The sequence below is a fragment of the Levilactobacillus paucivorans genome, assembly GCF_001437125.1.
Lineage (GTDB): Bacteria > Bacillota > Bacilli > Lactobacillales > Lactobacillaceae > Levilactobacillus > Levilactobacillus paucivorans.
The window spans coordinates 55551-81197 of record NZ_JQCA01000163.1 but is presented as its reverse complement, the minus strand read 5'-3'; the positions used below and the strand labels follow the sequence as shown (position 1 = coordinate 81197).

General features: G+C 47.9%; 18 protein-coding genes and 8 tRNA genes. 25 read left to right on the top strand and 1 reads right to left on the bottom strand.

Annotation, left to right across the window (positions count from 1 at the left end; all coding sequences use genetic code 11):
• Window positions 1-47: 47 nt before the first annotated feature.
• The 17 genes from IV54_RS10525 to IV54_RS10445 all read left to right on the top strand — a co-directional run bounded on the left by IV54_RS10525 (window position 48) and on the right by IV54_RS10445 (window position 17641).
• On the top strand, window positions 48-1538 hold the full coding sequence (locus tag IV54_RS10525) for an amino acid permease (RefSeq protein WP_057879281.1): 1491 nt from the start codon (window positions 48-50) through the stop codon (window positions 1536-1538).
• 228 nt (window positions 1539-1766) lie between these two features.
• Window positions 1767-2399: a deoxynucleoside kinase gene (locus IV54_RS10520; RefSeq protein ID WP_057879280.1), complete on the top strand. Its 633-nt coding sequence runs from the start codon at window positions 1767-1769 to the stop codon at window positions 2397-2399.
• Between the two features lie 276 nt (window positions 2400-2675).
• Entirely contained in the window at window positions 2676-3947 is a 1272-nt protein-coding gene (gene serS / locus IV54_RS10515; RefSeq protein WP_057879315.1) for a serine--tRNA ligase, read from the top strand.
• A gap of 297 nt (window positions 3948-4244) precedes the next feature.
• Window positions 4245-4317, top strand: a tRNA-Val gene (locus tag IV54_RS10510).
• Window positions 4318-4354: 37 nt separating this feature from the next.
• A tRNA-Leu gene (locus tag IV54_RS10505) sits at window positions 4355-4436 on the top strand.
• Between the two features lie 38 nt (window positions 4437-4474).
• Window positions 4475-4547, top strand: a tRNA-Thr gene (locus IV54_RS10500).
• A gap of 27 nt (window positions 4548-4574) precedes the next feature.
• A tRNA-Gly gene (locus tag IV54_RS10495) sits at window positions 4575-4646 on the top strand.
• A gap of 12 nt (window positions 4647-4658) precedes the next feature.
• Window positions 4659-4744, top strand: a tRNA-Leu gene (locus tag IV54_RS10490).
• 20 nt (window positions 4745-4764) lie between these two features.
• Window positions 4765-4838, top strand: a tRNA-Arg gene (locus IV54_RS10485).
• 31 nt (window positions 4839-4869) lie between these two features.
• A tRNA-Pro gene (locus tag IV54_RS10480) sits at window positions 4870-4943 on the top strand.
• Between the two features lie 37 nt (window positions 4944-4980).
• Window positions 4981-5054: transfer RNA gene (locus IV54_RS10475), tRNA-Pro, on the top strand.
• 199 nt (window positions 5055-5253) lie between these two features.
• On the top strand, window positions 5254-5721 hold the full coding sequence (locus IV54_RS10470; RefSeq protein WP_057879279.1) for a CtsR family transcriptional regulator: 468 nt from the start codon (window positions 5254-5256) through the stop codon (window positions 5719-5721).
• Between the two features lie 17 nt (window positions 5722-5738).
• Window positions 5739-8234 carry an ATP-dependent Clp protease ATP-binding subunit gene (locus tag IV54_RS10465; protein WP_057879278.1) on the top strand — a complete coding sequence of 832 codons (2496 nt, stop codon included), beginning with the start codon at window positions 5739-5741 and terminating at the stop codon, window positions 8232-8234.
• A 144-nt stretch (window positions 8235-8378) separates the two neighbouring features.
• The gene (locus IV54_RS10460; RefSeq protein ID WP_057879277.1) at window positions 8379-8978 is read left to right on the top strand and encodes a TetR/AcrR family transcriptional regulator; all 600 of its coding nucleotides are present in this window, start codon (window positions 8379-8381) and stop codon (window positions 8976-8978) included.
• A 228-nt stretch (window positions 8979-9206) separates the two neighbouring features.
• A complete protein-coding gene (gene rpoB, locus IV54_RS10455) occupies window positions 9207-12830 on the top strand; it encodes a DNA-directed RNA polymerase subunit beta (protein WP_083488581.1) in 3624 nt (1207 codons plus the stop codon).
• Between the two features lie 21 nt (window positions 12831-12851).
• Window positions 12852-16499, top strand: a complete 3648-nt coding sequence (rpoC, locus tag IV54_RS10450) for a DNA-directed RNA polymerase subunit beta' (RefSeq protein WP_057879275.1) — start codon at window positions 12852-12854, stop codon at window positions 16497-16499.
• A 155-nt stretch (window positions 16500-16654) separates the two neighbouring features.
• Window positions 16655-17641: an IS30 family transposase gene (locus IV54_RS10445; RefSeq protein WP_057879274.1), complete on the top strand. Its 987-nt coding sequence runs from the start codon at window positions 16655-16657 to the stop codon at window positions 17639-17641.
• A gap of 11 nt (window positions 17642-17652) precedes the next feature.
• Here IV54_RS10445 and IV54_RS10440 read toward each other — a convergent pair whose 3' ends face one another.
• Complete coding sequence (locus IV54_RS10440) at window positions 17653-18306, bottom strand: prepilin peptidase (protein WP_057879273.1); 654 nt, start codon at window positions 18304-18306, stop codon at window positions 17653-17655.
• Between the two features lie 274 nt (window positions 18307-18580).
• Here IV54_RS10440 and rpsL point away from each other — a divergent pair, with 274 nt between their 5' ends.
• The 8 genes from rpsL (at window position 18581) to rplW (ending at window position 25646) form a co-directional block, all read left to right on the top strand.
• Window positions 18581-18994: a 30S ribosomal protein S12 gene (gene rpsL / locus IV54_RS10435; protein ID WP_057879272.1), complete on the top strand. Its 414-nt coding sequence runs from the start codon at window positions 18581-18583 to the stop codon at window positions 18992-18994.
• 73 nt (window positions 18995-19067) lie between these two features.
• Window positions 19068-19538, top strand: coding sequence for a 30S ribosomal protein S7 (gene rpsG, locus IV54_RS10430; RefSeq protein ID WP_057879271.1), 471 nt, complete (start codon window positions 19068-19070; stop codon window positions 19536-19538).
• 190 nt (window positions 19539-19728) lie between these two features.
• On the top strand, window positions 19729-21828 hold the full coding sequence (gene fusA / locus IV54_RS10425; protein WP_057879270.1) for an elongation factor G: 2100 nt from the start codon (window positions 19729-19731) through the stop codon (window positions 21826-21828).
• A 112-nt stretch (window positions 21829-21940) separates the two neighbouring features.
• The gene (locus tag IV54_RS10420) at window positions 21941-23278 is read left to right on the top strand and encodes an MATE family efflux transporter (protein WP_057879269.1); all 1338 of its coding nucleotides are present in this window, start codon (window positions 21941-21943) and stop codon (window positions 23276-23278) included.
• A 437-nt stretch (window positions 23279-23715) separates the two neighbouring features.
• Entirely contained in the window at window positions 23716-24024 is a 309-nt protein-coding gene (gene rpsJ, locus IV54_RS10415; RefSeq protein ID WP_057879268.1) for a 30S ribosomal protein S10, read from the top strand.
• Between the two features lie 39 nt (window positions 24025-24063).
• Window positions 24064-24714 carry a 50S ribosomal protein L3 gene (gene rplC / locus IV54_RS10410; RefSeq protein ID WP_057879267.1) on the top strand — a complete coding sequence of 217 codons (651 nt, stop codon included), beginning with the start codon at window positions 24064-24066 and terminating at the stop codon, window positions 24712-24714.
• A 21-nt stretch (window positions 24715-24735) separates the two neighbouring features.
• The gene (gene rplD / locus IV54_RS10405; RefSeq protein WP_057879266.1) at window positions 24736-25359 is read left to right on the top strand and encodes a 50S ribosomal protein L4; all 624 of its coding nucleotides are present in this window, start codon (window positions 24736-24738) and stop codon (window positions 25357-25359) included.
• Complete coding sequence (gene rplW / locus IV54_RS10400; RefSeq protein ID WP_057879265.1) at window positions 25359-25646, top strand: 50S ribosomal protein L23; 288 nt, start codon at window positions 25359-25361, stop codon at window positions 25644-25646. The genes rplD and rplW overlap by 1 nt, the downstream gene beginning before the upstream one ends.
• Window position 25647: the final 1 nt, after the last annotated feature.

Below are 25647 nucleotides of genomic sequence, written 5' to 3'. Positions count from 1 at the left end.
TGGGGCTATGTTGAGAAGGTCCTTCGAGCAAGAAGGAGGAAAAGAACATGAAGCAGGATATTACAAAGTCATCCACACCAGAAGTCACGGAATCCGTTAAGCGTGGTCTAAAGACCCGTCACGTTTCCATGATTGCCTTAGGTGGGTGCATTGGTACCGGGCTTTTCGTAGCAAGTGGTTCTGCCATTTCTACAGCTGGACCCGGTGGGGCGTTAGTAGCATACATTGGGATGGGTCTGATGGTCTACTTCCTAATGACAAGTTTGGGAGAAATGGCAACAAACATGCCAATTTCAGGGTCGTTCGCGGCTTATTCTTCCAAGTATGTGGATCCAGCACTTGGATTCGCAATGGGTTGGAATTACTGGTTTAACTGGGCTATCACGGTTGCCGTGGATATTTCGACGGCAGCATTGGTCATGAAGTTCTGGTTACCAGGCGTTCCGGGTTGGATCTGGAGTCTGATTGCACTGGTCTTGATTGTCTTTATCAATGCCATGTCAGTTCAGGCCTTCGGTGAAACCGAATTTTGGATGTCCTTAATCAAGGTCATCACGATATTCGTCTTCTTAGCCGTTGGGTTTATGACTATCGTGGGTATCATGGGTGGTCACGCAACGGGCTTAGACAACTTTACTTACAAAAAGGCACCATTCGTGGGTGGCTTCCCAGCCATTCTGAGTGTGTTCGTGGTTGCTGGATTCTCCTTCCAAGGGACCGAATTAGTCGGGATCACGGCCGGTGAATCAGAAGATCCTGAACATGATGTGCCAAAGGCAATTAACCAGGTATTTTGGCGGATTATTTTATTCTATATCTTAGCTATTTTCGTTATTGCCGCCGTCTTACCTTACACGAGTCCTGACTTACTTGGGTCTTCCGCTAGTGACGTTGCCATCAGTCCCTTCACGCTGGTCTTCCGGCGTGCCGGATTGGCTGCAGCAGCGAGTGTGATGAACGCGGTTATCTTAACCTCCGTCATCTCATCTGCTAACTCTGGGATATACGCGTCAACGCGGATGCTCTACTCCCTGTCCAAGGAAGGCTACGCACCAAAGCTCTTCGAACGGACTTGGAAGAACGGGATTCCTTATCCAGCATTGATTGCAACGACTGTCGTTGCCGCTGTAACCTTCTTCACGAGTATTGCCGGACCACAGATTTACCTGTGGTTAGTGGCTGCTAGTGGGTTAACCGGGTTCATTGCTTGGTTCGGGATTGCCTTATCACACTTCCGTTTCCGGCGGGCATTCGTTCGTCAGGGTCACAAGCTCAGCGAGTTGAAGTACCATGCTAAGTGGTTCCCAGTGGGTCCACTCTTGGCTTTGGTTCTCTGTGTCGCCGTGATTGTTGGTCAAGATCCACAATCGTTCTTTACGGGTAACTGGGAACAAGTCCTGATCACCTACATCAGTGTGCCATTAGTTTTGGTACTCTACACGGTGTACAAGATTCGGCACCACACGAAGTTGATTCCTTTGGACGAGGTTGACGTTTCGCCAATCCACGAAGAGGGAACACTGAAAAACAAAGATTAATAGTCTGACTTGATCATCAACAATTAAAATTAAATTTTCTGCGGCGCCCAGTCGAGTAAATCTTGACTAGGCGCCGTTTTGTATCCCACAAGGGGACAAATGACGTCACTTGCTGAAACAAAATTCCCACGACATATTGTCTTTTTAGGGTGAGGTTGGTACAATATGTAGTGTTGTAAAATTCCCGGGGCAGGTCCCCGGTGCGTCAGTAAATAAAGGAGAGATTGCATGCTCGTACTATCAGGAACCATTGGCGCCGGCAAGACTAGTCTGACTAGTCTGCTTGCCGACCACCTTCACAAACCAGCTTTTTATGAATCAGTGGATGACAACAAGATCTTACCGTTGTTTTACAAAAATCCACAGAAGTATGCCTTTCTGTTACAGATCTATTTCCTAAACAAGCGGTTAGACAGCATCAAGGCAGCCAACGCCGACGACGAGAGCGTGCTCGATCGGTCCATCTTCGAAGATTCCTTACTCTTTCATTTGAATGCCGACTTAGGCCGGGCTACGGCTACTGAAGTTGATATCTATGACTCCTTACTGGCTAACATGATGGAAGAACTACCTGACGCAACGCATAAGAAGAACCCTGACTTGTTGATTCACATCAACATCTCCTTTGAAACGATGTTGGCCCGGATTCAAAAGCGTGGCCGTTCTTTCGAACAAATCGACCACGATCCAAGCCTATATGAATACTACAAGGAACTTGATCAACGTTACGTTGACTGGTACAACAGCTACGACAAATCACCTAAGATGCAAATTGATGGGGACAAGTTGGACTTTGTTGAAGATGCCGACGCCCGTCGTCAAGTTCTGCAATTAATTGATGAAAAGATTGCCACGCTCTAAGCGTTGTCTAATCCGTTAAAATGCGGTATGATTATGGCAATTAGTAAACACGACGTGCCTATTAAGTAGATGGCCAGAGAAGCGGGGTAGCTGAAAACCGCCACATCGAAACTTCCAGCACGATTAAATAGTGGGCGGGTAATGCCGCACGGTGCAGACCGTTATCATGTTCAAGTGTATGGCTATGCCATGAACTTGGGTGGTACCGCGAAGGTCTTCGTCCCATGTGACGGAGGCTTTTTTTGTACCATCCAGCAAATCGAAGGGAGTTTAACCATGTTAGATTTAAAGTTAATTCGCCAAGAACCAGACTTCATTAAAGAAAAGTTGGCCACGAGAAACGTTGATCCAGCCGACATCGATGCCTTACTGGCCTTAGATGCCAAACGGCGGGAGCTGATCGTTAAGAGTGAAACCATGAAGGCCCAACGCAACACGGTGTCCGATGAGATTTCCCAGTTGAAGCGTAACAAGGAAGATGCCGACGATAAGATTAAGGAAATGCGCCAAGTTAGCGCGGACATCAAGGCTTTAGACGCTGAACTCGATACCTTGAAGGACCAAGTTCACGATGCCGCCGCTCACCTGCCAAACATTCCGAATGACAACGTGCCAGTTGGTTTGGATGAAGATGGCAGTGTTGAATTACGGCAATGGGGCGAGAAGCCTAACTTAGACTTCGAACCTAAGGCCCACTGGGAGATTGGGGAAGACCTGGGCATCCTCGACTTTGAACGTGGGGCTAAGGTCTCCGGTAGCCGTTACCTGTATTACATGGGTCTCGGGGCGCGTTTGGAACGGGCCGTTTACAACTTCTTCTTAGACCAAAACACGGAAGCTGGCTTCACCGAAGTCCTGCCTCCATACATCGTCAACGATGACTCCATGTACGGGACGGGCCAATTCCCTAAGTTTAAGGAAGATGTCTACCAGTTACGGGATGAAGACATGACGTTGATTCCAACGGCCGAAGTGCCTTTGGTGAACTACTACCGCAACGAAGTCATTCCTGAAGAAAAGCTGCCAGTCTGGTTCACGGCCTTGACGCCAGCCTTTCGTTCCGAAGCCGGGAGTGCCGGGCGCGATACTCGTGGATTAATCCGGCTTCACCAATTTAACAAGGTTGAAATGGTGAAGTTCTGTAAGCCAGAAAACTCTTGGGATGAACTGGAGGCTCTGACTAAGCACGCTGAGATGCTCTTACAGAAGCTTGGACTGGCCTACCACGTTATTACGCTTACAACCAGCGACATGAGCTTCACAGCCGCGATGACGCATGATTTAGAGGTCTGGTTCCCGAACCAGAACACCTACCGTGAAATCTCTAGCTGTTCTAACACCACCGACTTCCAAGCACGGCGCGCTCACATCCAGTACCGCGATGACAAGGGCAAGTTACAATACGTCCATGCCCTGAACGGATCTGGTTTGGCCGTTGGCCGGGCAGTCGCTGCAATTTTGGAAAATTACCAAAATGCCGATGGTTCCGTGACAGTTCCAGATGTCTTGGTTCCTTACATGGGTGGCGTCACTCGGATCACCAAGTAACTCGTTTTTTGGATAATTACACGACAGGCTTCAGCGAAGAGTTCGACCCAGTGGTCGGGCTCTTTTTGCGTTTTCAAGAGGGGAGTGAGCGTCCAGCACAGTTTCTTGTAAAAAAATTCAAAAAAAGGCTGGCTTTTTTATTTGGGATACGCTACAATATTAAATGTTGTTACGGGAGTAGTTATTCAGTCAGCGAATATTTATTCAAAATAATTTAAAATTGTTGTTGACATCATCTTCCCGGCATGGTAAATTATAATAGTTGTTTCGAACGAGATATTTTGTTTGAAAGCACATGGAGGATTAGCTCAGTTGGGAGAGCGTCTGCCTTACAAGCAGAGGGTCACAGGTTCGAGCCCTGTATCCTCCATTGGGAATAAAATCCCTGGCGTTAGTTCGCCAACGTTGCAGGTGTGGCGGAACTGGCAGACGCGCTAGATTTAGGTTCTAGTGTCTTATGACGTGGGGGTTCGAGTCCCTTCACCTGCATAACTAAATATTGCAAAATATTTGTTTGAAAATATTTTGCCGACTTAGCTCAGTTGGCAGAGCATCTCACTAGTAATGAGGAGGTCGGAGGTTCGAATCCTCTAGTCGGCATGGTTCCATTAATTTTATAGCCAATTTGCGGAAGTAGTTCAGTGGTAGAACATCACCTTGCCATGGTGGGGGTCGCGGGTTCGAATCCCGTCTTCCGCTTTTTAACCCTTTGCCGGGGTGGCGGAATTGGCAGACGCACAGGACTTAAAATCCTGCGGTCAGTGATGACCATACCGGTTCGATCCCGGTCCTCGGCATTTAACTTAATAATAATTATGCACCCATAGCGCAATTGGATAGAGTGTCTGACTACGAATCAGAAGGTTGTAGGTTCGACTCCTACTGGGTGCATTTTTGTTGCTTATGTCTCATAAGCAATTTTCGGGAAGTAGCTCAGCTTGGTAGAGCACCTGGTTTGGGACCAGGGGGTCGCAGGTTCGAATCCTGTCTTCCCGATTTTTACTAGCTTAATATTTTGCTGGTGAGCTTTCTTCGGGAAGTAGCTCAGCTTGGTAGAGCACCACGTTCGGGACGTGGGGGTCGCAAGTTCAAATCTTGTCTTCCCGATTTTTTTATCTCTCGAATACATATTATGATAATAACGACCGGATTCCTTACTAATTGTTTGGAAGCTGGTCGTTTTTTTGTTATGATAGTTTACCAGAACTTCTCCGGAAGGGACGGGCTAATCCGTTGCTTTTTCGGTGGAATTTCGTATAATATTAGTCAACATTAGTCAGATAACTGTGGCGAAGGGGGGACGATAATGGAGAATCATAATATTTCGGATATTATTGAGTCTTACCTGAAGCAGATTCTGGCGGAATCCCAACAGGTTGAGATCCGCAGAGCGGAGATTGCCGATCAGTTTAATGTGGTGCCTTCACAGATTAATTACGTGATTAAGACCCGTTTCACCATTCAGGACGGCTATGTCGTTCGCAGTAAGCGTGGTGGCGGGGGCTACATTCGGATTGAAAAGGTTAAGTTACTGGATAACTTAGACTTCATTGATTCGTTGGTGAGCGCTGTTGGGGACCAAATTTCACGGCATGATAGCCTGGCAGTGGTGCGTAACCTCTTTGAGGCAGGGACCATTAACCGGCGCGAAGCCAATATTATTCTAGCAGCCATTAATAAGGATGCGATTAATACGGGTAGCCGTGAAATGGATGAACGCGTACGCGCGGCGGTCTTGAATTCAATTCTGGACCATTTACGTTATGAGAGTTAGGAAAGCGAGGAGCTGCAATGGATAACCTATTTACACCGAGTGCTAAGAGTGTCTTGGTATTGGCACAGGAACAAGCAAAGTATTTTAAGCACCAAGCGGTGGGAACGGAACACCTGCTACTCGCCCTTACAATTGAAAAGAATGGCATTGCCAACAAGGTTTTGCAGCAGTTTTCGATTACTGAAGACGATGTTCGTGAGGAAATCGAACGGTTCACGGGCTATGGCACGTTAGCCAACACGGACAAGGACAGTTACCTACCATATTCGCCCAAGGCCAAAACGATGCTAACGTTGGCTGGCGACGAAGCCAAACGGTTAGGGGCCACGAAGATTGGGACGGAACACATTCTGTTGGCGTTGCTTAGCGACGAAACGATTCTGTCCTCCCGGATCCTAAAGAACCTGAGTGTCGAATTAACGGACGCCCGTAAGGTTGTTTTGCGGAAGCTTGGGATTACCGATACGCCAAAGCGTCGCAACGACAACCGGTCACAACGTCGAGCTGCCCAAGGTGGGACGCCCACGCTGGATTCTCTGGCTCGTAACTTAACCGAAGCGGCTAAGGAAGGTCGGATGGACCCCACGGTCGGTCGTGAAAAAGAAGTTAAACGGGTCATTCAAATTCTGAGTCGGCGGACGAAGAACAACCCGGTTCTTATCGGGGAACCCGGTGTTGGGAAGACGGCGATTGCCGAGGGCTTGGCCCAACGGATTGTCGCCGGCGATGTGCCAGAAGATATGCAAAATAAGCGGTTAATGATGCTCGACATGGGGTCACTCGTGGCGGGGACTAAATACCGTGGTGAGTTTGAAGATCGCTTGAAGAAAGTTATCGAAGAAATCTACAATGATGGACAGGTTATCCTGTTTATCGATGAACTCCACACCCTGATTGGGGCCGGTGGGGCAGAAGGGGCGATTGATGCCTCTAACATCTTGAAGCCAGCCTTGGCTCGTGGTGAACTCCAGACCATTGGGGCCACAACGTTGGACGAATACCAGAAGTACATTGAATCCGATGCCGCTCTGGAACGTCGTTTTGCCACCGTTCAGGTTAATGAACCAACGCCAGACGAAGCCTTGGAAATTTTGAAGGGCTTACGGTCACGTTATGAAGACCACCATCATGTGAACATTACGGATGATGCGTTGGACCAAGCCGTTAAGTTGTCAACACGCTACATCAGTGACCGTTTCTTACCAGACAAGGCTATTGATCTGATGGATGAAGCGTCGGCTAAAGTCCGCATTGACCAGATGGGTAAACCAACGCCAGCCTCTAAGCAGGCGCAAGAGTTGGCTAACCTCGCCGATGAGAAGGAAGCCGCTATCGAACAGCAGGACTTCGAACGGGCCGCTAAGTTGCGGACCCAAGAGATGGCTTTACGGGAGAAGTTAGACGCACGTAAAGCTAAGGCGGCCGCAGCGGCGGCTGCCAGCGACCAACAGTACACGACGGATGTCACGGGTGAAGATGTGGCGGAAGTTGTGGCTGAATGGACCGGGGTGCCAATTACGCAGTTGAAGCAAACTGATGCTGACCGTTTGGTTAACCTCGAGAAGATTCTGCACCAACGAGTCGTTGGCCAAGAGGAAGCCGTTTCTGCGGTTTCTCGAGCTATTCGGCGGGCACGTTCCGGATTGAAAGATCCTAACCGGCCAATCGGATCCTTTATGTTCTTAGGACCAACTGGTGTGGGGAAGACCGAATTAGCTAAGGCCTTGGCCGAAGCCATGTTTGGGTCCGAAAACAACATGATTCGTGTCGACATGAGCGAATACATGGAGAAGTACTCCACGAGTCGTTTGATTGGGTCTGCTCCTGGTTACGTCGGCTATGATGAAGGTGGCCAATTAACCGAAAAGGTTCGCCAAAAACCATATTCCGTCGTTCTATTCGATGAAGTGGAAAAGGCCCATCCCGATGTCTTCAACATCCTCTTACAGGTGTTGGACGACGGGTATCTGACCGATTCAAAGGGGCGTAAGGTGGACTTCAGAAATACCATCTTAATCATGACCTCTAACTTAGGAGCCACGAAGTTGCGGGATGAAAAGACCGTCGGCTTTGGTGCTGAAGATCAGGCCAACAACTACAAGGCGATGGCTCAGACCATTCGGGAGACACTCAAACAGTCATTCCGGCCAGAATTCTTGAACCGGATTGATGAGACGGTCATCTTCCACTCCTTGAAGAAGGATGAACTCCATGAGATCGTGAAGTTGATGGCTAAGCAAATCGTCTTACGAGTTGCTGACCAGTCCATCAAGCTGAAGATTACGCCAGCCGCAATTGACGTGATTGCTAAGGCTGGGTTCGATCCCGAGTATGGGGCACGACCAATTCGGCGGGCCTTACAGACTCAGGTTGAAGACCGGTTGAGTGAGGCTTTGCTAAGCGGTGAGGTCAAGACCCATGATCAAGTAACCATGGGGGCTTCTCACGGCAAGATGACTATGGCCATCAAACCCAGCAAGAGCCAGGAACCAACGGCAATCGTTAGTCACTAAAAGTAAAATAAACACTGAGGTAGTCATTCCAATTTAAGGATGGCTACCTTTTTTGACAGGGCGTCCGGTCGGTCTACCTAGTGATAAATGAAATGTGGTACACTAGTTAGGAAATTTAATTTGAGAAAGGACGACGGCCTGTAAATGAAGAGAGAAGAACAATTGACTCGGACGCACGCGGCTATTTTGACGGCGGCCCGGGAACAATTTTTGTCACAGGGTTATCAAGCAACGTCAACGCGTGAGATAGCGCGCCAGGTAGGTATCACGCAACCTGCCTTATATCACCATTTTAGTGATAAGGAAGTCATCTTCTTAGAGGTGATTCGGACAGTCGGCGAGGAGATTCGTGAGGGCATCACACAGGGCGTTGCCCAGTTGACGCCGGATGTTGACTCAGTTGCGGCCCTAACGGCGGTAACCGAGGTTCTAACGTCGGCGCATCCTAGAGACATCTTCACGGTGATTCACGGGAGTTTTCGCTTCCTGAAGCCCGAAAACCAGCGGCAGCTGGGGATGATCTTTCAACAGGATTACCTGGTCCCACTGACGACCTTCTTCGCCACGGATGCGGTTCAGTTACAGGACGAGGTTCAACCACAAGACGCGGCTTCCTTCTATCTGACTAGTCTGAGCCCGCTCTTTAATACGTTCCATCACGTGGGTCCTAAGGATGCGACGCAGCATGAGCAAACGGTCGCGTTAGTCCGGCTAATCTTGTTTGGCGTTGCCACTAGAAAGTAAAGTCAATGTATTGACATTTGGTGCTAGATTTAGTACTATATTATTCGTATGCAACTGTGAACTGAAATTGGTAGCGCCGATATATTGTCCGGAGCTATCACTATAAGAAGCCAAAAGCAAACTTTGGGTTTGTTTTTGGATTTTTTTTGCCAAAAATCCGGGTCTAAATGCAATTGTAATCAAAATGTAACATTCCGGATTGGCCAGTTGACAGAATAAATAGGAGAGGTGAACAACTTGGCAGGACACTTAGTGAAATACGGGAAACACCGTACTCGCCGTAGCTATTCGCGGATCAAGGAAGTCCTTGATCTCCCTAACTTAATCGAGATTCAGACCAATTCGTATAACTGGTTCCTTGACGAAGGTTTACGCGATATGTTCGACGACATCATGCCAATCGAAGATTTTCAAGGAAACCTTTCGTTAGAGTTTGTTGATTATCAATTACTAGAACCCAAATATACGGTCGATGAAGCACGGGAGCATGATGCGAACTATTCTGCACCACTGCACGTAACCCTTCGCTTGACGAACCATGAAACGGGCGAAATTAAGTCACAAGACGTCTTCTTCGGTGATTTCCCATTAATGACGGCCCAAGGGACCTTCATTATTAACGGGGCAGAACGGGTAATTGTTTCCCAATTAGTCCGGTCACCAGGCGTTTACTTCAATGACGATACTGATAAGAACGGTCGGACCATCTTCGGTGCCACTGTTATCCCTAACCGGGGTGCTTGGCTTGAATTTGAAACGGACGCTAAGAACGTTTCTTACGTTCGGATCGACCGGACTCGTAAGATCCCAATGACTGAATTAGTTCGGGCATTAGGATTCGGTTCTGACGATGAAATCTTGGATATCTTGGGTGACAACGAAAGTCTTTCACAGACGTTGGAAAAGGATATTCACAAGAACAGTGACGATTCACGTGTCGAAGAGTCCTTAAAGGACATCTACGAACGTCTACGTCCAGGTGAACCTAAGACGGCGGACTCTTCACGGAGTTTACTGACTGCACGGTTCTTCGATCCAAAGCGTTACGACATGGCCCCTGTTGGTCGGTACAAGACCAACAAGAAGCTTAGCCTGAAGACCCGTTTACTTGGCTTAACCTTAGCCGAAACGTTAGCCGACCCAGATACTGGTGAAGTTATCGCCCAAAAGGGCACGGTTGTTGATAAAGACGTCATGAAGACCTTGGCGCCATACCTGGACCAAGATGACTTCAAGATGGTGACTTTCCAACCTTCAGACGAAGCCGTTGTCACTGAACCACTTAAATTACAAATTATTAAGGTACAATCACCAGACGATCCCGAACAAGAAGTTCCTGTTATTGGGAATGGAAACATTGATATCAAGCTGAAGCACATTCGCCCAGCCGACATCATTGCTTCCATGAACTACTTCTTCGATCTCCAAGTTGGAATTGGGAACGTCGATGACATTGACCACTTGGGTAACCGACGGATTCGTTCCGTGGGTGAACTCTTGCAAAACCAATTCCGGATCGGGTTATCTCGGATGGAACGGGTTGTGCGTGAACGGATGTCCATTCAGGATGCTGCGACGGTAACGCCACAACAACTGATTAACATTCGTCCAGTGGTTGCCTCAATCAAGGAATTCTTTGGGTCATCTCAATTGTCACAATTCATGGACCAGACCAACCCACTTGGCGAATTAACGCATAAGCGTCGGTTATCTGCCCTTGGACCTGGTGGTTTGACGCGTGACCGTGCCGGATATGAAGTCCGGGACGTTCACTACACCCACTATGGCCGTATGTGTCCAATTGAAACCCCTGAAGGTCCTAACATTGGGTTGATTAACAGTCTTTCCAGTTACGCTCGGGTTAACAAGTACGGGTTCATCGAAACGCCATACCGTCGTGTCTCATGGGACACACACAAGGTTACCGACAAGATCGATTACCTGACGGCCGACGAAGAAGATAACTACGTCGTTGCCCAAGCCAACACGCCATTGAAAGATGACGGTTCATTCGATACGGATACCATCATGGCCCGTTCCGAAGCCGATAACATCGAAACGACGGCTGACCGGATTGACTACATGGACGTTTCGCCTAAGCAAGTTGTTGCTGTGGCCACGGCATGTATTCCTTTCTTGGAAAACGATGACTCCAACCGTGCCTTGATGGGTGCCAACATGCAACGGCAAGCTGTGCCATTGCTTGACCCTCATGCACCATTGGTTGGAACTGGTATCGAATACAAAGCAGCGCATGACTCCGGGGTTGCTTTAATTAGCCAACACGAAGGTACTGTTGAATACGTCGATGCACGTGAAATCCGTGTACGTCGTGCTGACGATGCGCTGGACACTTACAAGCTGATGAAGTTCCGCCGTTCTAACGGTGGGAAGAACTACAACCAACGTCCAATCGTTAAGGTTGGCGATCACGTCGACAACGACGAAATCTTGGCTGATGGTCCTTCAATGGAAAATGGGGAACTGGCCTTAGGTCAAAACCCATTAGTTGCCTTCATGACTTGGCAAGGGTACAACTTCGAAGATGCCATCGGGATCAACGAACGGTTGGTTCGCGATGACGTTTACACGTCGATTCATATTGAAGAATACGAATCAGAAGCACGTGATACGAAGCTCGGACCTGAAGAAATGACTCGCGAAATTCCTAACGTGGGTGAAGACGCCTTGAAGAACTTGGACGAAGACGGAATTATCCGGATTGGTGCCGAAGTTCAAGACGGTGACATCCTGGTTGGTAAGGTAACGCCTAAGGGTGTGACTGAATTATCAGCCGAAGAACGTTTACTCCATGCCATCTTTGGTGAAAAGGCCCGTGAAGTTCGGGATACTTCCCTGAAGGTTCCTCATGGTGGTGGCGGGATTATCCAGGACGTAAAGATCTTTACGCGTGAAAACGGGGATGAACTTTCTCCTGGTGTTAACATGATGGTTCGGGTCTACATCGCACAAAAGCGGAAGATCCAAGTTGGGGACAAGATGTCTGGTCGTCACGGTAACAAGGGGACGGTTTCCGTCGTTATCCCTGAAGAAGATATGCCGTACATGCCAGATGGGACCCCAATTGACATCATGTTGAGCCCAATGGGTGTGCCTTCTCGTATGAATATCGGGCAAGTGCTCGAATTGCATTTAGGGATGGCTGCTCGTAAGCTGGGTATCCACGTGGCAACGCCTGTCTTTGATGGTGCCCAAGATACTGATATTGCGGACGCTGTTAAGGAAGCCGGTATGGCTGCCGATGCTAAGACTGTCTTATACGATGGTCGGACCGGTGAACCATTCGACAAGCGAGTTGCCGTTGGTGTTATGAACTACTTGAAGCTGGCCCACATGGTCGACGACAAGATGCACGCCCGTTCCATCGGACCTTACTCACTGGTTACGCAACAACCACTTGGTGGTAAAGCGCAATTTGGTGGCCAACGTTTCGGTGAAATGGAAGTTTGGGCCTTGGAAGCTTATGGTGCCGCTTATACGTTACAAGAAATCTTAACGTACAAGTCTGATGACGTGGTTGGACGGGTTAAGACCTACGAAGCCATCGTTAAGGGCGATCCAATTCCAAAGCCTGGTGTGCCTGAATCCTTCCGTGTTCTGGTCAAGGAATTACAATCCTTGGGGCTGGACATGAAGGTCTTAAACGGGAACAACGAAGAAATCGAACTCCGTGATATGGACGACGATGACGATGATGTTGTGAACGTTGATGCGTTGAGTAAGCTTGCCCAACAGCAAGAAGAACAACGTAAGGCGCAAGCTCAGGCTGAAAGTGCCAAAGCAGCACCAGAAACCACTAAAAATGAAAGTCAACCGAACACACAAGACTAATTAATAAGGGAGGTCGCTTCTTTGGTCGATGTCAATAAGTTCGAAAGCATGCAGATCGGGCTGGCTTCACCTGATAAGATCCGTAGCTGGTCTTACGGGGAAGTTAAAAAGCCTGAAACCATCAACTACCGGACGTTAAAGCCTGAAAAAGATGGACTTTTCGACGAGCGGATTTTCGGTCCTACTAAGGACTGGGAATGTGCCTGTGGGAAGTACAAACGGATCCGTTACAAGGGTGTCGTTTGTGACCGTTGTGGGGTTGAAGTTACGCGTTCTAAGGTTCGTCGTGAACGGATGGGCCATATTGAATTAGCAGCTCCTGTAACCCACATCTGGTACTTCAAGGGTATTCCAAGTCGGATGGGTCTTGTCTTAGACATGAGCCCCCGTGCCCTGGAAGAAATCATCTACTTCGCATCCTACGTTGTTCTTGATCCCGGTGATACACCTTTGGAAAAGAAACAACTCCTTTCCGAACGTGATTACCGTGACAAGCTCGTAGAATACGGTAGCCAAGCCTTCAAGGCTGAAATGGGTGCCGAAGCCATCAAGAAGTTATTGATGGCCGTCGATTTAGATAAAGAAGTCACGGAATTAAAGGAACAATTGAAGGATGCTACTGGCCAAAAGCGGACGCGTGCCGTTCGTCGTTTGGACATCTTGGAAGCCTTCGTGACATCTGATAACCGTCCTGAATGGATGGTAATGGATGCTATTCCGGTAATCCCACCTGACTTACGGCCAATGGTACAACTCGAAGGGGGACGTTTCGCAACGTCTGACCTTAATGACTTGTACCGGCGGGTTATCAACCGGAATAGCCGGTTGAAGCGTTTGTTAGACTTAAATGCACCTGGTATTATCGTTCAAAACGAAAAGCGGATGCTTCAAGAAGCCGTTGACGCCTTGATCGATAACGGTCGTCGTGGCCGTCCAGTTGCTGGTCCTGGTAACCGTCCATTGAAGTCTCTTTCACACATGTTGAAAGGGAAGCAAGGGCGTTTCCGTCAAAACTTGTTAGGGAAGCGGGTTGACTACTCTGGTCGTTCCGTTATTGACGTTGGTCCTTCCCTCAAGTTCAACCAAATGGGTCTCCCAGTGCCAATGGCTTTGGAATTATTCCGGCCATTCATCATGAAGGAACTCGTTGCGCGTGGCTTGGCTTCTAACATTAAGAATGCCAAGCGCCAGATTGACCGTGAAGATGACGATGTCTTCAATGTTCTTGAAGATGTTATCAAGGAACACCCTGTTCTGTTGAACCGGGCCCCTACGCTTCACCGTTTAGGGATTCAAGCGTTTGAACCAGTCTTGGTTAGTGGTAAGGCAATGCGTCTTCACCCATTGGCTTGTGAAGCTTACAATGCCGATTTCGATGGGGACCAAATGGCCATCCACGTGCCTTTATCCGACGAAGCACAAGCTGAAGCACGTCTGCTGATGTTGGCTGCTCACCATATCCTGGCACCTGCCAGTGGTAAGCCAGTCGTTGCGCCTTCACAAGATATGGTTATCGGGAACTACTACCTGACGATGGAAGAAGACAACCGTGAAGGGGAAGGTATGATCTTTACCGACCTCAACGAAGCTGTTCTGGCTTACCGGAACGGTTTGGTTCACTGGCACAGTCGTGTCGGTGTTCAGGTTTCTTCCATGCCAGACAAGCCATTCACCGATGATCAACGCACCAAGATCATGGTAACGACTGTTGGGAAGTTGATCTTTAACAACATCCTGCCACAGTCGTTCCCATACTTGAATGAACCTACTAATACAAACTTGAATGGTTACGTCCCTGACAAGTACTTCTTGGCACCGGGCGAAGACATTCATGACTACTTGCAAAATGCCGAATTAATCGGACCGTTCAAGAAGGGCTTCTTGTCCGACATTATCGCGGCCGTTTACCAACAATACAAGGTTACTGAAACCTCTAAGTTGTTGGACCGGATCAAGGATTTGGGTTACGACGAATCTACGAAGTCTGGGTTAACGGTTGGGATGGTCGACGTTACCGACTTGAAGGAAAAGCCAGAAATTATCGAAGCTGCCCACAAACAGGTTGCGACGGTAACGAAGCAATTCCGGCGTGGGTTGATTACGGACCACGAACGTTACGAACGAGTCATTGGGATCTGGAACGATGCCAAGGATGACATTCAAAACGCACTGATCCACAGTTTCGACCAACAGAACCCTATCTTTATGATGAGTGATTCTGGTGCCCGTGGTAACATTTCTAACTTTACGCAATTAGCTGGTATGCGTGGATTGATGGCCGCACCTAGTGGGGACATCATGGAACTGCCTATCACGTCTAACTTCCGTGAAGGCCTGACGGTTATGGAAATGTTCATTTCGACCCATGGTGCTCGTAAAGGGATGACCGATACGGCCCTCAAGACCGCCAACTCAGGTTACCTGACTCGGCGTCTGGTCGATGTGGCGCAAGATGTTATCATTCGGGAAAAGGACTGTGGGACTGACCGTGGTTTGAAGATTCGGGCCATCACTGATGGTAACGAAATGATCGAACCTCTGTACGACCGAATTCTCGGCCGTTACACGCAGAAGTCAGTTATCGATCCTAAGACCGGTGACGTCATCGTGCCAAAGAACCAAATGATCGTTGAAGACACGGCACAAAAGATTGTTGATGCCGGTGTTGAAGAGGTCACGATTCGCTCCGCCTTCACTTGTAACACTGAACACGGTGTTTGTGAACACTGTTATGGCCGTAACATGGCTACCGGTGACGAAGTTGAAGTTGGTGAAGCAGTCGGAACTGTTGCCGCACAATCTATCGGTGAACCAGGGACGCAATTAACCATGCGTAACTTCCATACCGGTGGTGTTGCCGGGAACGAAGATATCACCCAAGGGCTTCCTCGTGTTCAAGAATTGTTTGAATCTCGGAACCCTAAAGGTAAAGCTGAGATCACTGAAGTTACTGGGACGGTTGAATCAATCGAAGAAAACCCAGCTGACCGTGTCAAGGAAGTTACGATTAAGGGTGAGGCTGACACTCGGAGTTACAAGTTACCAATCACTGCCCGCATGCGGGTTTCTGAAGGCGACTTTATCCACCGTGGTGCTGCCTTGAACTATGGGTCTGTTGATCCTAAGGAACTTCTGCGTGTTCGTGACGTGTTGTCTACTGAAACCTATATCTTAGGCGAAGTACAACGTGTTTACCGGATGCAAGGTGTGGCCATCAGTGATAAGCACGTTGAAATCATTGTTCGTCAGATGCTTCGGAAGGTTCGGATCATGGATCCGGGCGATACCGATGTCTTACCTGGGACTTTGATGGATATTCAAGACTTCCGGCGCGCTAACTACCAGACGTTAATCTCTGGTGGGATCGCCGCTACGGCTCGTCCAGTTATCTTGGGGATCACCAAGGCTGCCCTGGAAACGAACAGTTTCTTATCAGCCGCTTCCTTCCAAGAAACGACGCGTGTCTTGACCGATGCTGCTATTCGAGGCAAGAACGACCCATTAGTTGGTTTGAAGGAAAACGTTATTATTGGGAAGATTATTCCTGCCGGTACTGGGATGCCAGATTACCGTCAGATCAAGCCCAAGGAAGTTGGCGGTTCGTCAACCGAAGGCGTCTACTCGATCAGCGATTTGGAAAAGCAAATGCAAGAAGACTCTCAAGCCTAACTTCGGTTAAGCGACTTAGTCGGGGGACTCGTCATAGATGGCGGGTCCTTTTTGTTTGTGACGAATTTACAATTGAAGTGCAACACTAATTGAATAAAAAGACCCATAGCGGGTACAATTACTTAACGACCAAGAAAAGTAAAGGAGTGCTCGCTATGGGCTATCACCATCTTACTATAAAAGAACGAGAAAGTATTCTGGAATTATTGGCAAGAGGTCTATCTATCCGAGGTGTAGCCTTACGGCTACACCGTTCACCAAGCACTATCTCTAGGGAAATTCGCCGAATACCACGGCATTATTCTCCTTCTGAAGCCCAAGCATCTTATCACTCCAGGAGACAGCACAGTCATAAACCAAGACTTCTAGAACAGCTCCCAGAAGTATGTGCTCAAGTAATTGAAATGATTCGTGAACATCACTGGTCCCCGCAACAGATCTCTCAACGCCTGAAGTTAGAAAACAAAGTGACAGTTAGTTACAACACGATTTATCGACACATTGAAAACCACAATTTGAATTTACCGTTCTCTTCACATGGAGATACAGGGATTCGACGGAATCTCAGACACAAGGGTCGAAAGCGGCATCACCCCGGAGACCGTAAACATCGAGAACCTAAGGTGGACTATATTCCTATTCAAGAACGACCTAATTTTGTTAACAACCGTACTAGAATTGGTGATTGGGAGATAGATACCATTCTTGGTAACGTCGGTGAGTCCGTTCTAGTGACTGCGGTAGAGCGACTAATTCGATACACTTTGATTCAAAAGGCCAAACGAAAGAATGGTCAATCAGTGAATGAAGCCCTCACAACAATGTTTGATCAAATTCCTAAGGAATTTGTTCTTTCACTTACTCCGGACCATGGAACAGAGTTTTTGAACTTAGCGGAAATCCGTGAAAAACTTGGTGTTACTATCTACTGGCCAGATCCATATGCACCTCAGCAACGAGGCACAAACGAGAATACGAATGGTTTGATTCGAGAATACTTCCCTAAAAATAAAAGTCTGGAACCGCGAACGGACGAGGAAGTTAAGAGTTGCCAATGGCAGCTAAACCACCGTCCGAGAAAGGTTCTAGACTACTGTACCCCTGAAGAAGTTTTATTTGATAAAGTGTTGCACTTGGTTTGACAATTCGTCGTCTAGGACCAGAGCCACCAGCCTAAGGCACTAATGGTTAGATAGGGGAGAAGGGCAATCCGCCCAGAAAACTGGCGATGGTGCAGCAGTGCCAAGAGACAGGCGGTGAGTAGCCACCAGGCCGTCGTTTGTACGCCAAAAGCCAGAGCATAGAGGCCGATAAACTCCAGGTCGCCGTCACCGATAAGTGGTCGGGAAAGGTGTAGCCAAATGAAGTGGATACCAAGGAGCCAGAGAGCGCCGAGTCCCCAGACAAGTGGGCCAGCTGACCAGAACAGCACGGGAAGGCTTAACCAACTGATAATACCAGGAAAAGTTTGGGTGGCCGCGTCACACAATGCGGCGTAGGTCCACAGGTAGAGCCAGGCCACAGCAAGTAGGGTGGCTGGGCCAGTAATGGTGGTGGCTAACCAGCCGCCGGCGACTTCGACGACCAGGACTTGCAACGGGATCACTGCACCACAAGTGTGGCAGTGGCCTCGTTGGTAGAGGTAGCTTAGAATGGGAATGAGTTGCCAGGGCCGGAGTGGCATTTGGCAGGTGTCACAGTGTGAGCGTGGAAAGTAGGGGGATTCGTGACGGGCATAGCGATCGCTGGTGGCACAGATCAAAGACCCAAAGCAACAGCCATAACAGAATAGGAGAAAAGTCGACATTTGTGATCACCTCTTAGATACCTCCGTGAAAAATGCCAGATTGTTTCCAGAGAATTGTGGCAACCCTTATTGACATTGGTTTTCTGGCATGGTATTCTATTCAAGGTGCTTTTCGCAGACAGGTCTCGGGTAACTTACCAGACATGCTGACTGACGGCGGGAGGGACACTTCAATTAGATCCCCCGTCTAGGTGGCTTTTTTCTTTCAAAAAAATGAACCACCTGGATGTGTGGACTTAAACTCTATCAGAATACAGAAAGGAGGACTAGTTAGATGCCTACTATCAACCAATTGGTGCGTAAAGGTCGTAAATCTAATAGTTCTAAATCAGATGCCCCAGCTTTAAACTACGGGTATAACAGTTACAAAAAAGCTCAAGTTAAGAATCCTGCTCCTCAAAAGCGTGGGGTTGCTACCCGTGTCGGTACCATGACACCTAAGAAGCCTAACGCAGCTTTACGGAAATATGCACGTGTACGGTTGTCAAACTTAATTGAAGTGACTGCTTACATTCCTGGTATTGGTCATAACCTTCAAGAACATAGTGTTGTCTTAATTCGTGGTGGCCGGGTGAAGGATTTACCTGGGGTTCGTTACCACATCATCCGTGGTGCGCTTGATACTGCCGGTGTTACCGACCGTCGTCAAAGTCGTTCTAAGTACGGTACCAAGAAGCCTAAGGATTAAGAATCACGACATTAACTGACTTGCACGGATGCCGTCAAGCAGTTACTAAACAATATTCAAGGAGGATAATATAATGCCTAGAAAAGGAATTGTACAAAAGCGTGAAGTCCTTCCTGATCCAATTTACAACTCAAAGTTGGTTACTCGTTTGATTAACCACACGATGATGGATGGGAAACGCGGAACTTCAACTAAAATCATTTATGGTGCCTTCGACATCATTAAGAACGAAACTGGTAACGATCCAGTGGAAGTCTTCGAAGAAGCAATGAAGAATGTTATGCCAGTCTTGGAAGTCAAGGCTCGCCGGGTTGGTGGATCAAACTACCAAGTCCCAATCGAAGTTCGTCCAGATCGTCGGACGACTCTTGGTCTTCGTTGGATGGTACAGTACTCTCGTTTACGTGGTGAACACACGATGGTTGAACGCTTAGCGCGTGAAATCATGGATGCTGCCAACAACACGGGTGCTGCTGTTAAGAAGCGTGAAGACACTCACCGGATGGCAGATGCTAACCGTGCCTTCGCCCACTACCGTTGGTAGGAGCAGCCATCGCACTGTTTTTAATCGCGGTGTGATAAAATGTTAGAGCGGAGTGTCTCATGACTCTCTTGCCTCTAACTTAAGGGAGTAATCCTTTAATCCAGAGGTGGCTACTAAAATCATTTGCGATGTTAGTAGTCACTTTTTGGCACAATCTACGATCAATTTTGAGAGGAGTTACACATTAATCATGGCTAATACTCGTGAATTCCCGCTTGATAAGACTCGTAATATCGGTATCATGGCCCACATCGATGCTGGTAAGACGACCACCACTGAGCGTATCCTGTATTACACTGGTAAGATCCACAAGATTGGTGAAACCCACGATGGGGCTTCACAAATGGACTGGATGGAACAAGAACAAGAACGTGGTATCACGATCACTTCTGCCGCTACGACTGCGGAATGGAAGGGTCACCGGATCAACATCATCGATACTCCAGGGCACGTGGACTTCACTGTTGAAGTTGAACGTTCTCTGCGTGTGCTTGATGGTGCCGTAACCGTCTTAGACGGTCAAGCCGGTGTTGAACCACAAACCGAAACTGTTTGGCGTCAAGCCTCAGATTTCGATGTTCCTCGTATCGTGTTCGTGAACAAGATGGATAAGCTGGGTGCCGACTTTGACTTCTCAGTTAACTCCATTCACGACCGGTTACAAGCCAACGCGGTTGCTTTACAAATGGCAATCGGTGCCGAAGATGATTTCGCCGGTGTTGTTGACTTAATCGAAATGAAAGCCTACGTGTACGACAAGGATGAACTGGGTTCCTCATGGGACACTGTTGAAATTCCTGCCGACATGAAGGAAGAAGCTGAAAAGCGCCATGAAGGCATCATCGAAAGCGTCGCTGACGTTGATGATGAAATCATGGAAAAGTACCTTGAAGGTGAAGAAATCACCAAGGCAGAATTAAAGGCCGCTATCCGGCGTGCTACTTTGAAGCTGGAAATGTTCCCAGTCTTCGCTGGTTCTGCTTTCAAGGATAAGGGTGTTCAAATGTTGATGGACGCCGTTGTGGACTACTTACCATCTCCATTGGATGTTAAGCCATACAACGCTACTGTTCCTGACACTGATGAAGCCGTTACGTTGCGTGCCGATGATGACGCGCCATTCGCTGCCTTAGCATTCAAGGTTGCCACCGACCCATTCGTTGGTCGTTTGACTTACATCCGGGTTTACTCCGGTACCTTGGAAGGTGGTTCATATGTCTTGAACGCCACTAAAGACAAGCGTGAACGTGTTGGACGTCTGCTGCAAATGCACTCCAATCACCGTCAAGAAATTCCAGAAGTCTTCTCTGGTGATATTGCCGGGGCCATTGGTTTGAAGAACACCACTACTGGTGACTCTTTGACTGATCCTGATCACCCACTTCACTTGGAATCCATGAACTTCCCAGATCCAGTTATCCAGGTTGCCGTGGAACCTAAGACGAAGGCTGACCAAGACAAGATGAACAACGCCTTACAAAAGCTTTCTGAAGAAGACCCTACTTTCAAGGCTGAAACTAACCCTGAAACTGGTGAAACTCTGATTGCTGGGATGGGTGAACTTCACTTGGACATCATCATTGACCGTATGAAGCGTGAATTCAAGGTTGAAGCGGACATTGGTGCTCCTCAAGTTGCTTACCGTGAAGCCTTCACGAAGCCAACTAAGGTCCAAGGTAAGTTCGTTCGTCAATCTGGTGGTAAAGGTCAATATGGTGACGTTTGGATCGAATTCACACCTAACGAACGTGGTAAGGGTTACGAATTCGAAGACGCTATCGTTGGTGGGGTTGTTCCTCGTGAATTTATCCCTTCAGTTGACCAAGGTCTGCAAGAAGCCATGGCAAACGGTGTGTTAGCCGGTTACCCATTGGTTGATGTTAAGGCCAAGTTATACGATGGTAGTTACCATGAAGTCGATTCTAGTGAAGCAGCCTTCAAGGTTGCCGCATCATTGGCTTTACGTAACGCTGTTAAGTCTGCTGGTCCTGTCATCCTTGAACCAATCATGAAGGTTGATATTTTAGTACCAGAAGACTACATGGGTGATATCATGGGCCAAGTTACCGCACGTCGTGGTAAGGTCGATGGTATGGAAGCTCGTGGGAACGCACAAATGATTCACTCCTTCGTTCCGTTATCCGAAATGTTCGGTTACGCTACGACGTTACGTTCTGCTTCTCAAGGTCGTGGTACCTTTACCATGACGTTTGACCACTACGAACCAACGCCAAAGAGTGTTCAAGCTGATATTATCAAGAAGAACGGCGGTACTCCAGTCGAAGACTAGTCCGACTCTTCTTTAAAGGAACGTCCTACCTCACGGTGGGGCGTTTTTTTGTACCTTGGTAGCGTGTTATAATTTGTGAGGCATAAGTTTAAAAGAGAGAAGTGACCATATAATGGAAGAATTGTTTGAAAAAGCACCGGTTCCGCGGGCCTACTTTAAGCTGGCATTGCCTGTCGTACTGGGCATGGTGGCTAGTATGATTTACAATTTGGCGGATACATACTTTGTCTCACAGACGCAGAATACGGCGTTGGTAGCCGGGGTGGCACTCTGCACACCATTATTTTCACTTCTGATTGCGATCGGCGATATCTTCGGTTTAGGGGGAAGTTCCCTGATTTCGCGACTGCTTGGGGAAAAGGACTATCAGACGGCCAGGCGGGTCAGTAGTTTTTGTCTCTACGGGGCGATTGTGGTAGGACTACTGGTGACGGTTCTTCTGCTAGCCTTTACCCGCCCCATTCTGGTGATGTTCGGGGCAACACCGGCCACTTACCACTATGCTGAGCAGTTTTACCATCTCATGACCTTCGGTGCCATGCCAATCATGGTGTCAATGGTCCCAGGGAATCTGATTCGAACTGAAGGGTTTGCGACCCAGTCAATGATAGGAACGATGGTGGGAACGGTGGTTACCATTGTTCTTGATCCTATTTTGATTTTTTCCGCCGGCATGGGGGCTGCCGGAGCTGCCTTGGCAACGATGATTGGTTATAGCATATCGGCCATCCTATTGGTCTGGCTTACCGGGCACTATTGCCAGGTCGTGACGATTGATGTGCGACAGAGTCGGATTAACCGACAACTTTTAGGACAAGTGCTCTTGATTGGGATTCCAGGTTCAATTACTAATCTAATGCAGGCATTCGGAACGGCCGTTTTGAATCGCTATCTGGTGAGTTTTGGCCCGACACGGGTGGCGGCGATGGGAATTGTCCTCAAGGTTTATATGATTATCATGCTGGTCATGATTGGTTTTGCCTTCGGTGCCCAGCCGTTGATTGGTTATACCTATGGGGCGAGAAATCAGAAACGGTTCAAACAAGTGCTCCGCTTTGATCTTCTGGTAGAGGTCGGATACGCCTTAGTCTTTGCTGTTCTCCTGATGGTCTTCGCGCCACAAATCATCGGCCTCTTTCTTCATGACCAGGCCGTCATCACAGCGGGGACCTATATGCTTCGCGTCTTCCTCGCGACGACACCGTTCGTAGGCGCAGTGTTAGTGTACACGACGGTCTTCCAGAGCACAGGGAAGGCTCTAGCGGCTCTCTTGATGTCTATCTCACGGCAGGGAGTTGCTTTCTACTTATTCATTGTTGTTGGGGCGGGACTACTGGGTTATCACGGGATTATTTGGGCCCAACCGGCTGCTGATGTGGTGACCTGTCTACTAGGCTGGCTCCTGGCCCGGGCAGCCTTTAAGCAACAGTGGGGTGAGGAGAAGGACTAGTCACCACAGCACAGACTATTTAAGAGAATTGCGGTAAATTCATTAGGAAAATTGTCAAAGATAAGGTATAATAACACGCGTTGGCCTTAATTGGGAAAAACTGGATGACCAGTCGTTCTTTTTCATTGAATTCAGTTAAATTGTATTTAATTAGAAGAAAGTTGATTAAAACTTCCAGGTTATGCTAGGAATAGCCAATAATTATTTAAGACAAATCGCAAGCAATTTCGCGAAAACCCTTGCCATATGGCACTTTATTTAGTATGATAGTTAAGTGCTGAATTTCTGAGGGGACATTTGCGCCCCCTGGGGATCGCCAAAAAGTTTAAGCGATGATGTGGGAGATTGCGACACGCCCGGCCGCTTTGCCATGAGGGCGTGGCGGGAATTTCCACGGAGTTAGTCTTATTTTTAAAATAGACGAAGGAGGGAACACAATGGCAAAACAAAAAATTCGGATTCGGTTGAAGGCTTACGAACATCGTATCCTCGACCAATCAGCAGAGAAGATCGTTGAAACTGCTAAGAGAACTGGTGCCGGCATCTCAGGTCCTATTCCATTACCAACAGAACGGACGATCTACACCGTATTACGTTCACCACATAAGTTTAAGGACTCACGTGAACAGTTCGAAATGCGGACTCACAAGCGTTTGATCGATATCGTTAACCCAACGCCAAAGACAGTTGACTCATTAATGAAGCTCGACTTGCCTAGTGGTGTGGACATCGAAATCAAGTTATAATTTCTTCAAAATAAATACAATATAATCGGAGGTGTACTCATGACCACAAAAGGAATCTTAGGGAAAAAGGTCGGGATGACGCAGGTCTTCACTGATGCTGGCGAATTAATCCCCGTTACTGTTGTCGAAGCAACCCCAAACGTAGTGTTGCAAGTTAAGACAATGGAAAACGACGGTTACGATGCCATTCAACTTGGTTACCAAGACAAGCGTGAAGTACTCAGCAACAAGCCCGAACAAGGTCATGTAGCAAAAGCAAACACGACTCCTAAGCGCTTCATTCGTGAATTCAGAGATGTTGAGCTGGGAGATTACAAGGTAGCAGACGAAGTTAAAGTTGATACCTTCCAAGCAGGAGACATCGTTGATGTCACTGGTGTGACTAAAGGTCATGGTTACCAAGGTAACATTCATAAAGATGGTCAACGTCGTGGTCCTATGGCTCACGGTTCTCGTTACCACCGTCGTCCAGGTTCTCTGGGTGCTATCATTAACCGGGTATTCCCTGGTATGAAGCTTCCAGGCCGGATGGGTAACAAGCAAGTTACTATCTTAAACCTTGAAATTGTTAAGGCAGATGTTGAAAACAACGTTCTGTTGATTAAGGGTAACGTGCCAGGTGCCAACAAGTCACTCGTTACTGTTAAGAGTGCTGTTCGCCCACCACGTGAAAAGCATTCAGATAACTAATTAGGAAGGGAGGATAATTAAATGACAAGCGTAGCATTATACAAACAAAATGGTAGCCAAAACGGCGACGTAACGTTGAATGCCGATATCTTCGGTATTGAACCTAACGAAAACGTCGTGTTCGACACGATTTTGATGCAACGGGCATCCATGCGCCAAGGAACTCACGCCGTTAAAAACCGGAGTGCTGTCCGTGGTGGTGGGAAGAAGCCATGGCGTCAAAAAGGAACTGGTCGTGCACGTCAAGGTTCCATCCGTTCACCACAATGGGTCGGTGGTGGTGTGGTCTTTGGACCAACCCCTCGCTCATACAGTTACCACCTTCCTAAGAAGGTTAGCCGTTTAGCATTGAAGTCCGTTCTTTCCCAGAAGGTTCTCGATGACAGTTTCGTCGTAGTTGACGGATTATCATTCGACACCCCTAAGACGAAAGAATTCGCTGATATGCTGGCTGGTTTGAACGTCACAACTAAGACGCTGGTTGTCCTTGAAGACGACAACGTTAAGGCCGCATTAGCAGCCCGGAACTTAGCAAATGTTAAGGTAATTCCTGCCAAGAGCTTGAACGTCCTTGATATTGCTAACGCCGACAAGTTAGTGATTACCCAACCAGCACTTTCTCAAGTAGAGGAGGTACTCGCATAATGGAATCACGCGATATTATTTTACGTCCAGTTGTCACTGAAGCATCAATGGCTACTATGGATGACAAGCGTTACACGTTCGACGTTGACGTACGAGCAACCAAGACTCAAGTCAAGCATGCCATTGAAGACATCTTTGACGTTAAGGTTGTTAAGGTCAACATCATGAACTTGAAGGGTAAGAAGAAGCGTCAAGGTCGTTACGAAGGCTTAACTAAGAAGCGTCGTAAGGCCATTGTCAGCTTATCTGCCGACTCTAAAGAAATCAAGTTATTCAACGAAGAATAAA

Coding starts and splice junctions, on each gene's coding strand:
- IV54_RS10420 (WP_057879269.1), top strand. CDS start 21,941: ATGGAAGAATTGTTTGAAAAAGCACCGGTTCCGCGGGCCTACTTTAAG.
- IV54_RS10460 (WP_057879277.1), top strand. CDS start 8,379: ATGAAGAGAGAAGAACAATTGACTCGGACGCACGCGGCTATTTTGACG.
- IV54_RS10470 (WP_057879279.1), top strand. CDS start 5,254: ATGGAGAATCATAATATTTCGGATATTATTGAGTCTTACCTGAAGCAG.
- IV54_RS10445 (WP_057879274.1), top strand. CDS start 16,655: ATGGGCTATCACCATCTTACTATAAAAGAACGAGAAAGTATTCTGGAA.
- rpsG (WP_057879271.1), top strand. CDS start 19,068: ATGCCTAGAAAAGGAATTGTACAAAAGCGTGAAGTCCTTCCTGATCCA.
- serS (WP_057879315.1), top strand. CDS start 2,676: ATGTTAGATTTAAAGTTAATTCGCCAAGAACCAGACTTCATTAAAGAA.
- IV54_RS10465 (WP_057879278.1), top strand. CDS start 5,739: ATGGATAACCTATTTACACCGAGTGCTAAGAGTGTCTTGGTATTGGCA.
- rpsL (WP_057879272.1), top strand. CDS start 18,581: ATGCCTACTATCAACCAATTGGTGCGTAAAGGTCGTAAATCTAATAGT.
- IV54_RS10525 (WP_057879281.1), top strand. CDS start 48: ATGAAGCAGGATATTACAAAGTCATCCACACCAGAAGTCACGGAATCC.
- rplW (WP_057879265.1), top strand. CDS start 25,359: ATGGAATCACGCGATATTATTTTACGTCCAGTTGTCACTGAAGCATCA.
- rpsJ (WP_057879268.1), top strand. CDS start 23,716: ATGGCAAAACAAAAAATTCGGATTCGGTTGAAGGCTTACGAACATCGT.
- rplC (WP_057879267.1), top strand. CDS start 24,064: ATGACCACAAAAGGAATCTTAGGGAAAAAGGTCGGGATGACGCAGGTC.
- IV54_RS10520 (WP_057879280.1), top strand. CDS start 1,767: ATGCTCGTACTATCAGGAACCATTGGCGCCGGCAAGACTAGTCTGACT.
- rplD (WP_057879266.1), top strand. CDS start 24,736: ATGACAAGCGTAGCATTATACAAACAAAATGGTAGCCAAAACGGCGAC.
- IV54_RS10440 (WP_057879273.1), bottom strand. CDS start 18,306: ATGTCGACTTTTCTCCTATTCTGTTATGGCTGTTGCTTTGGGTCTTTG.
- fusA (WP_057879270.1), top strand. CDS start 19,729: ATGGCTAATACTCGTGAATTCCCGCTTGATAAGACTCGTAATATCGGT.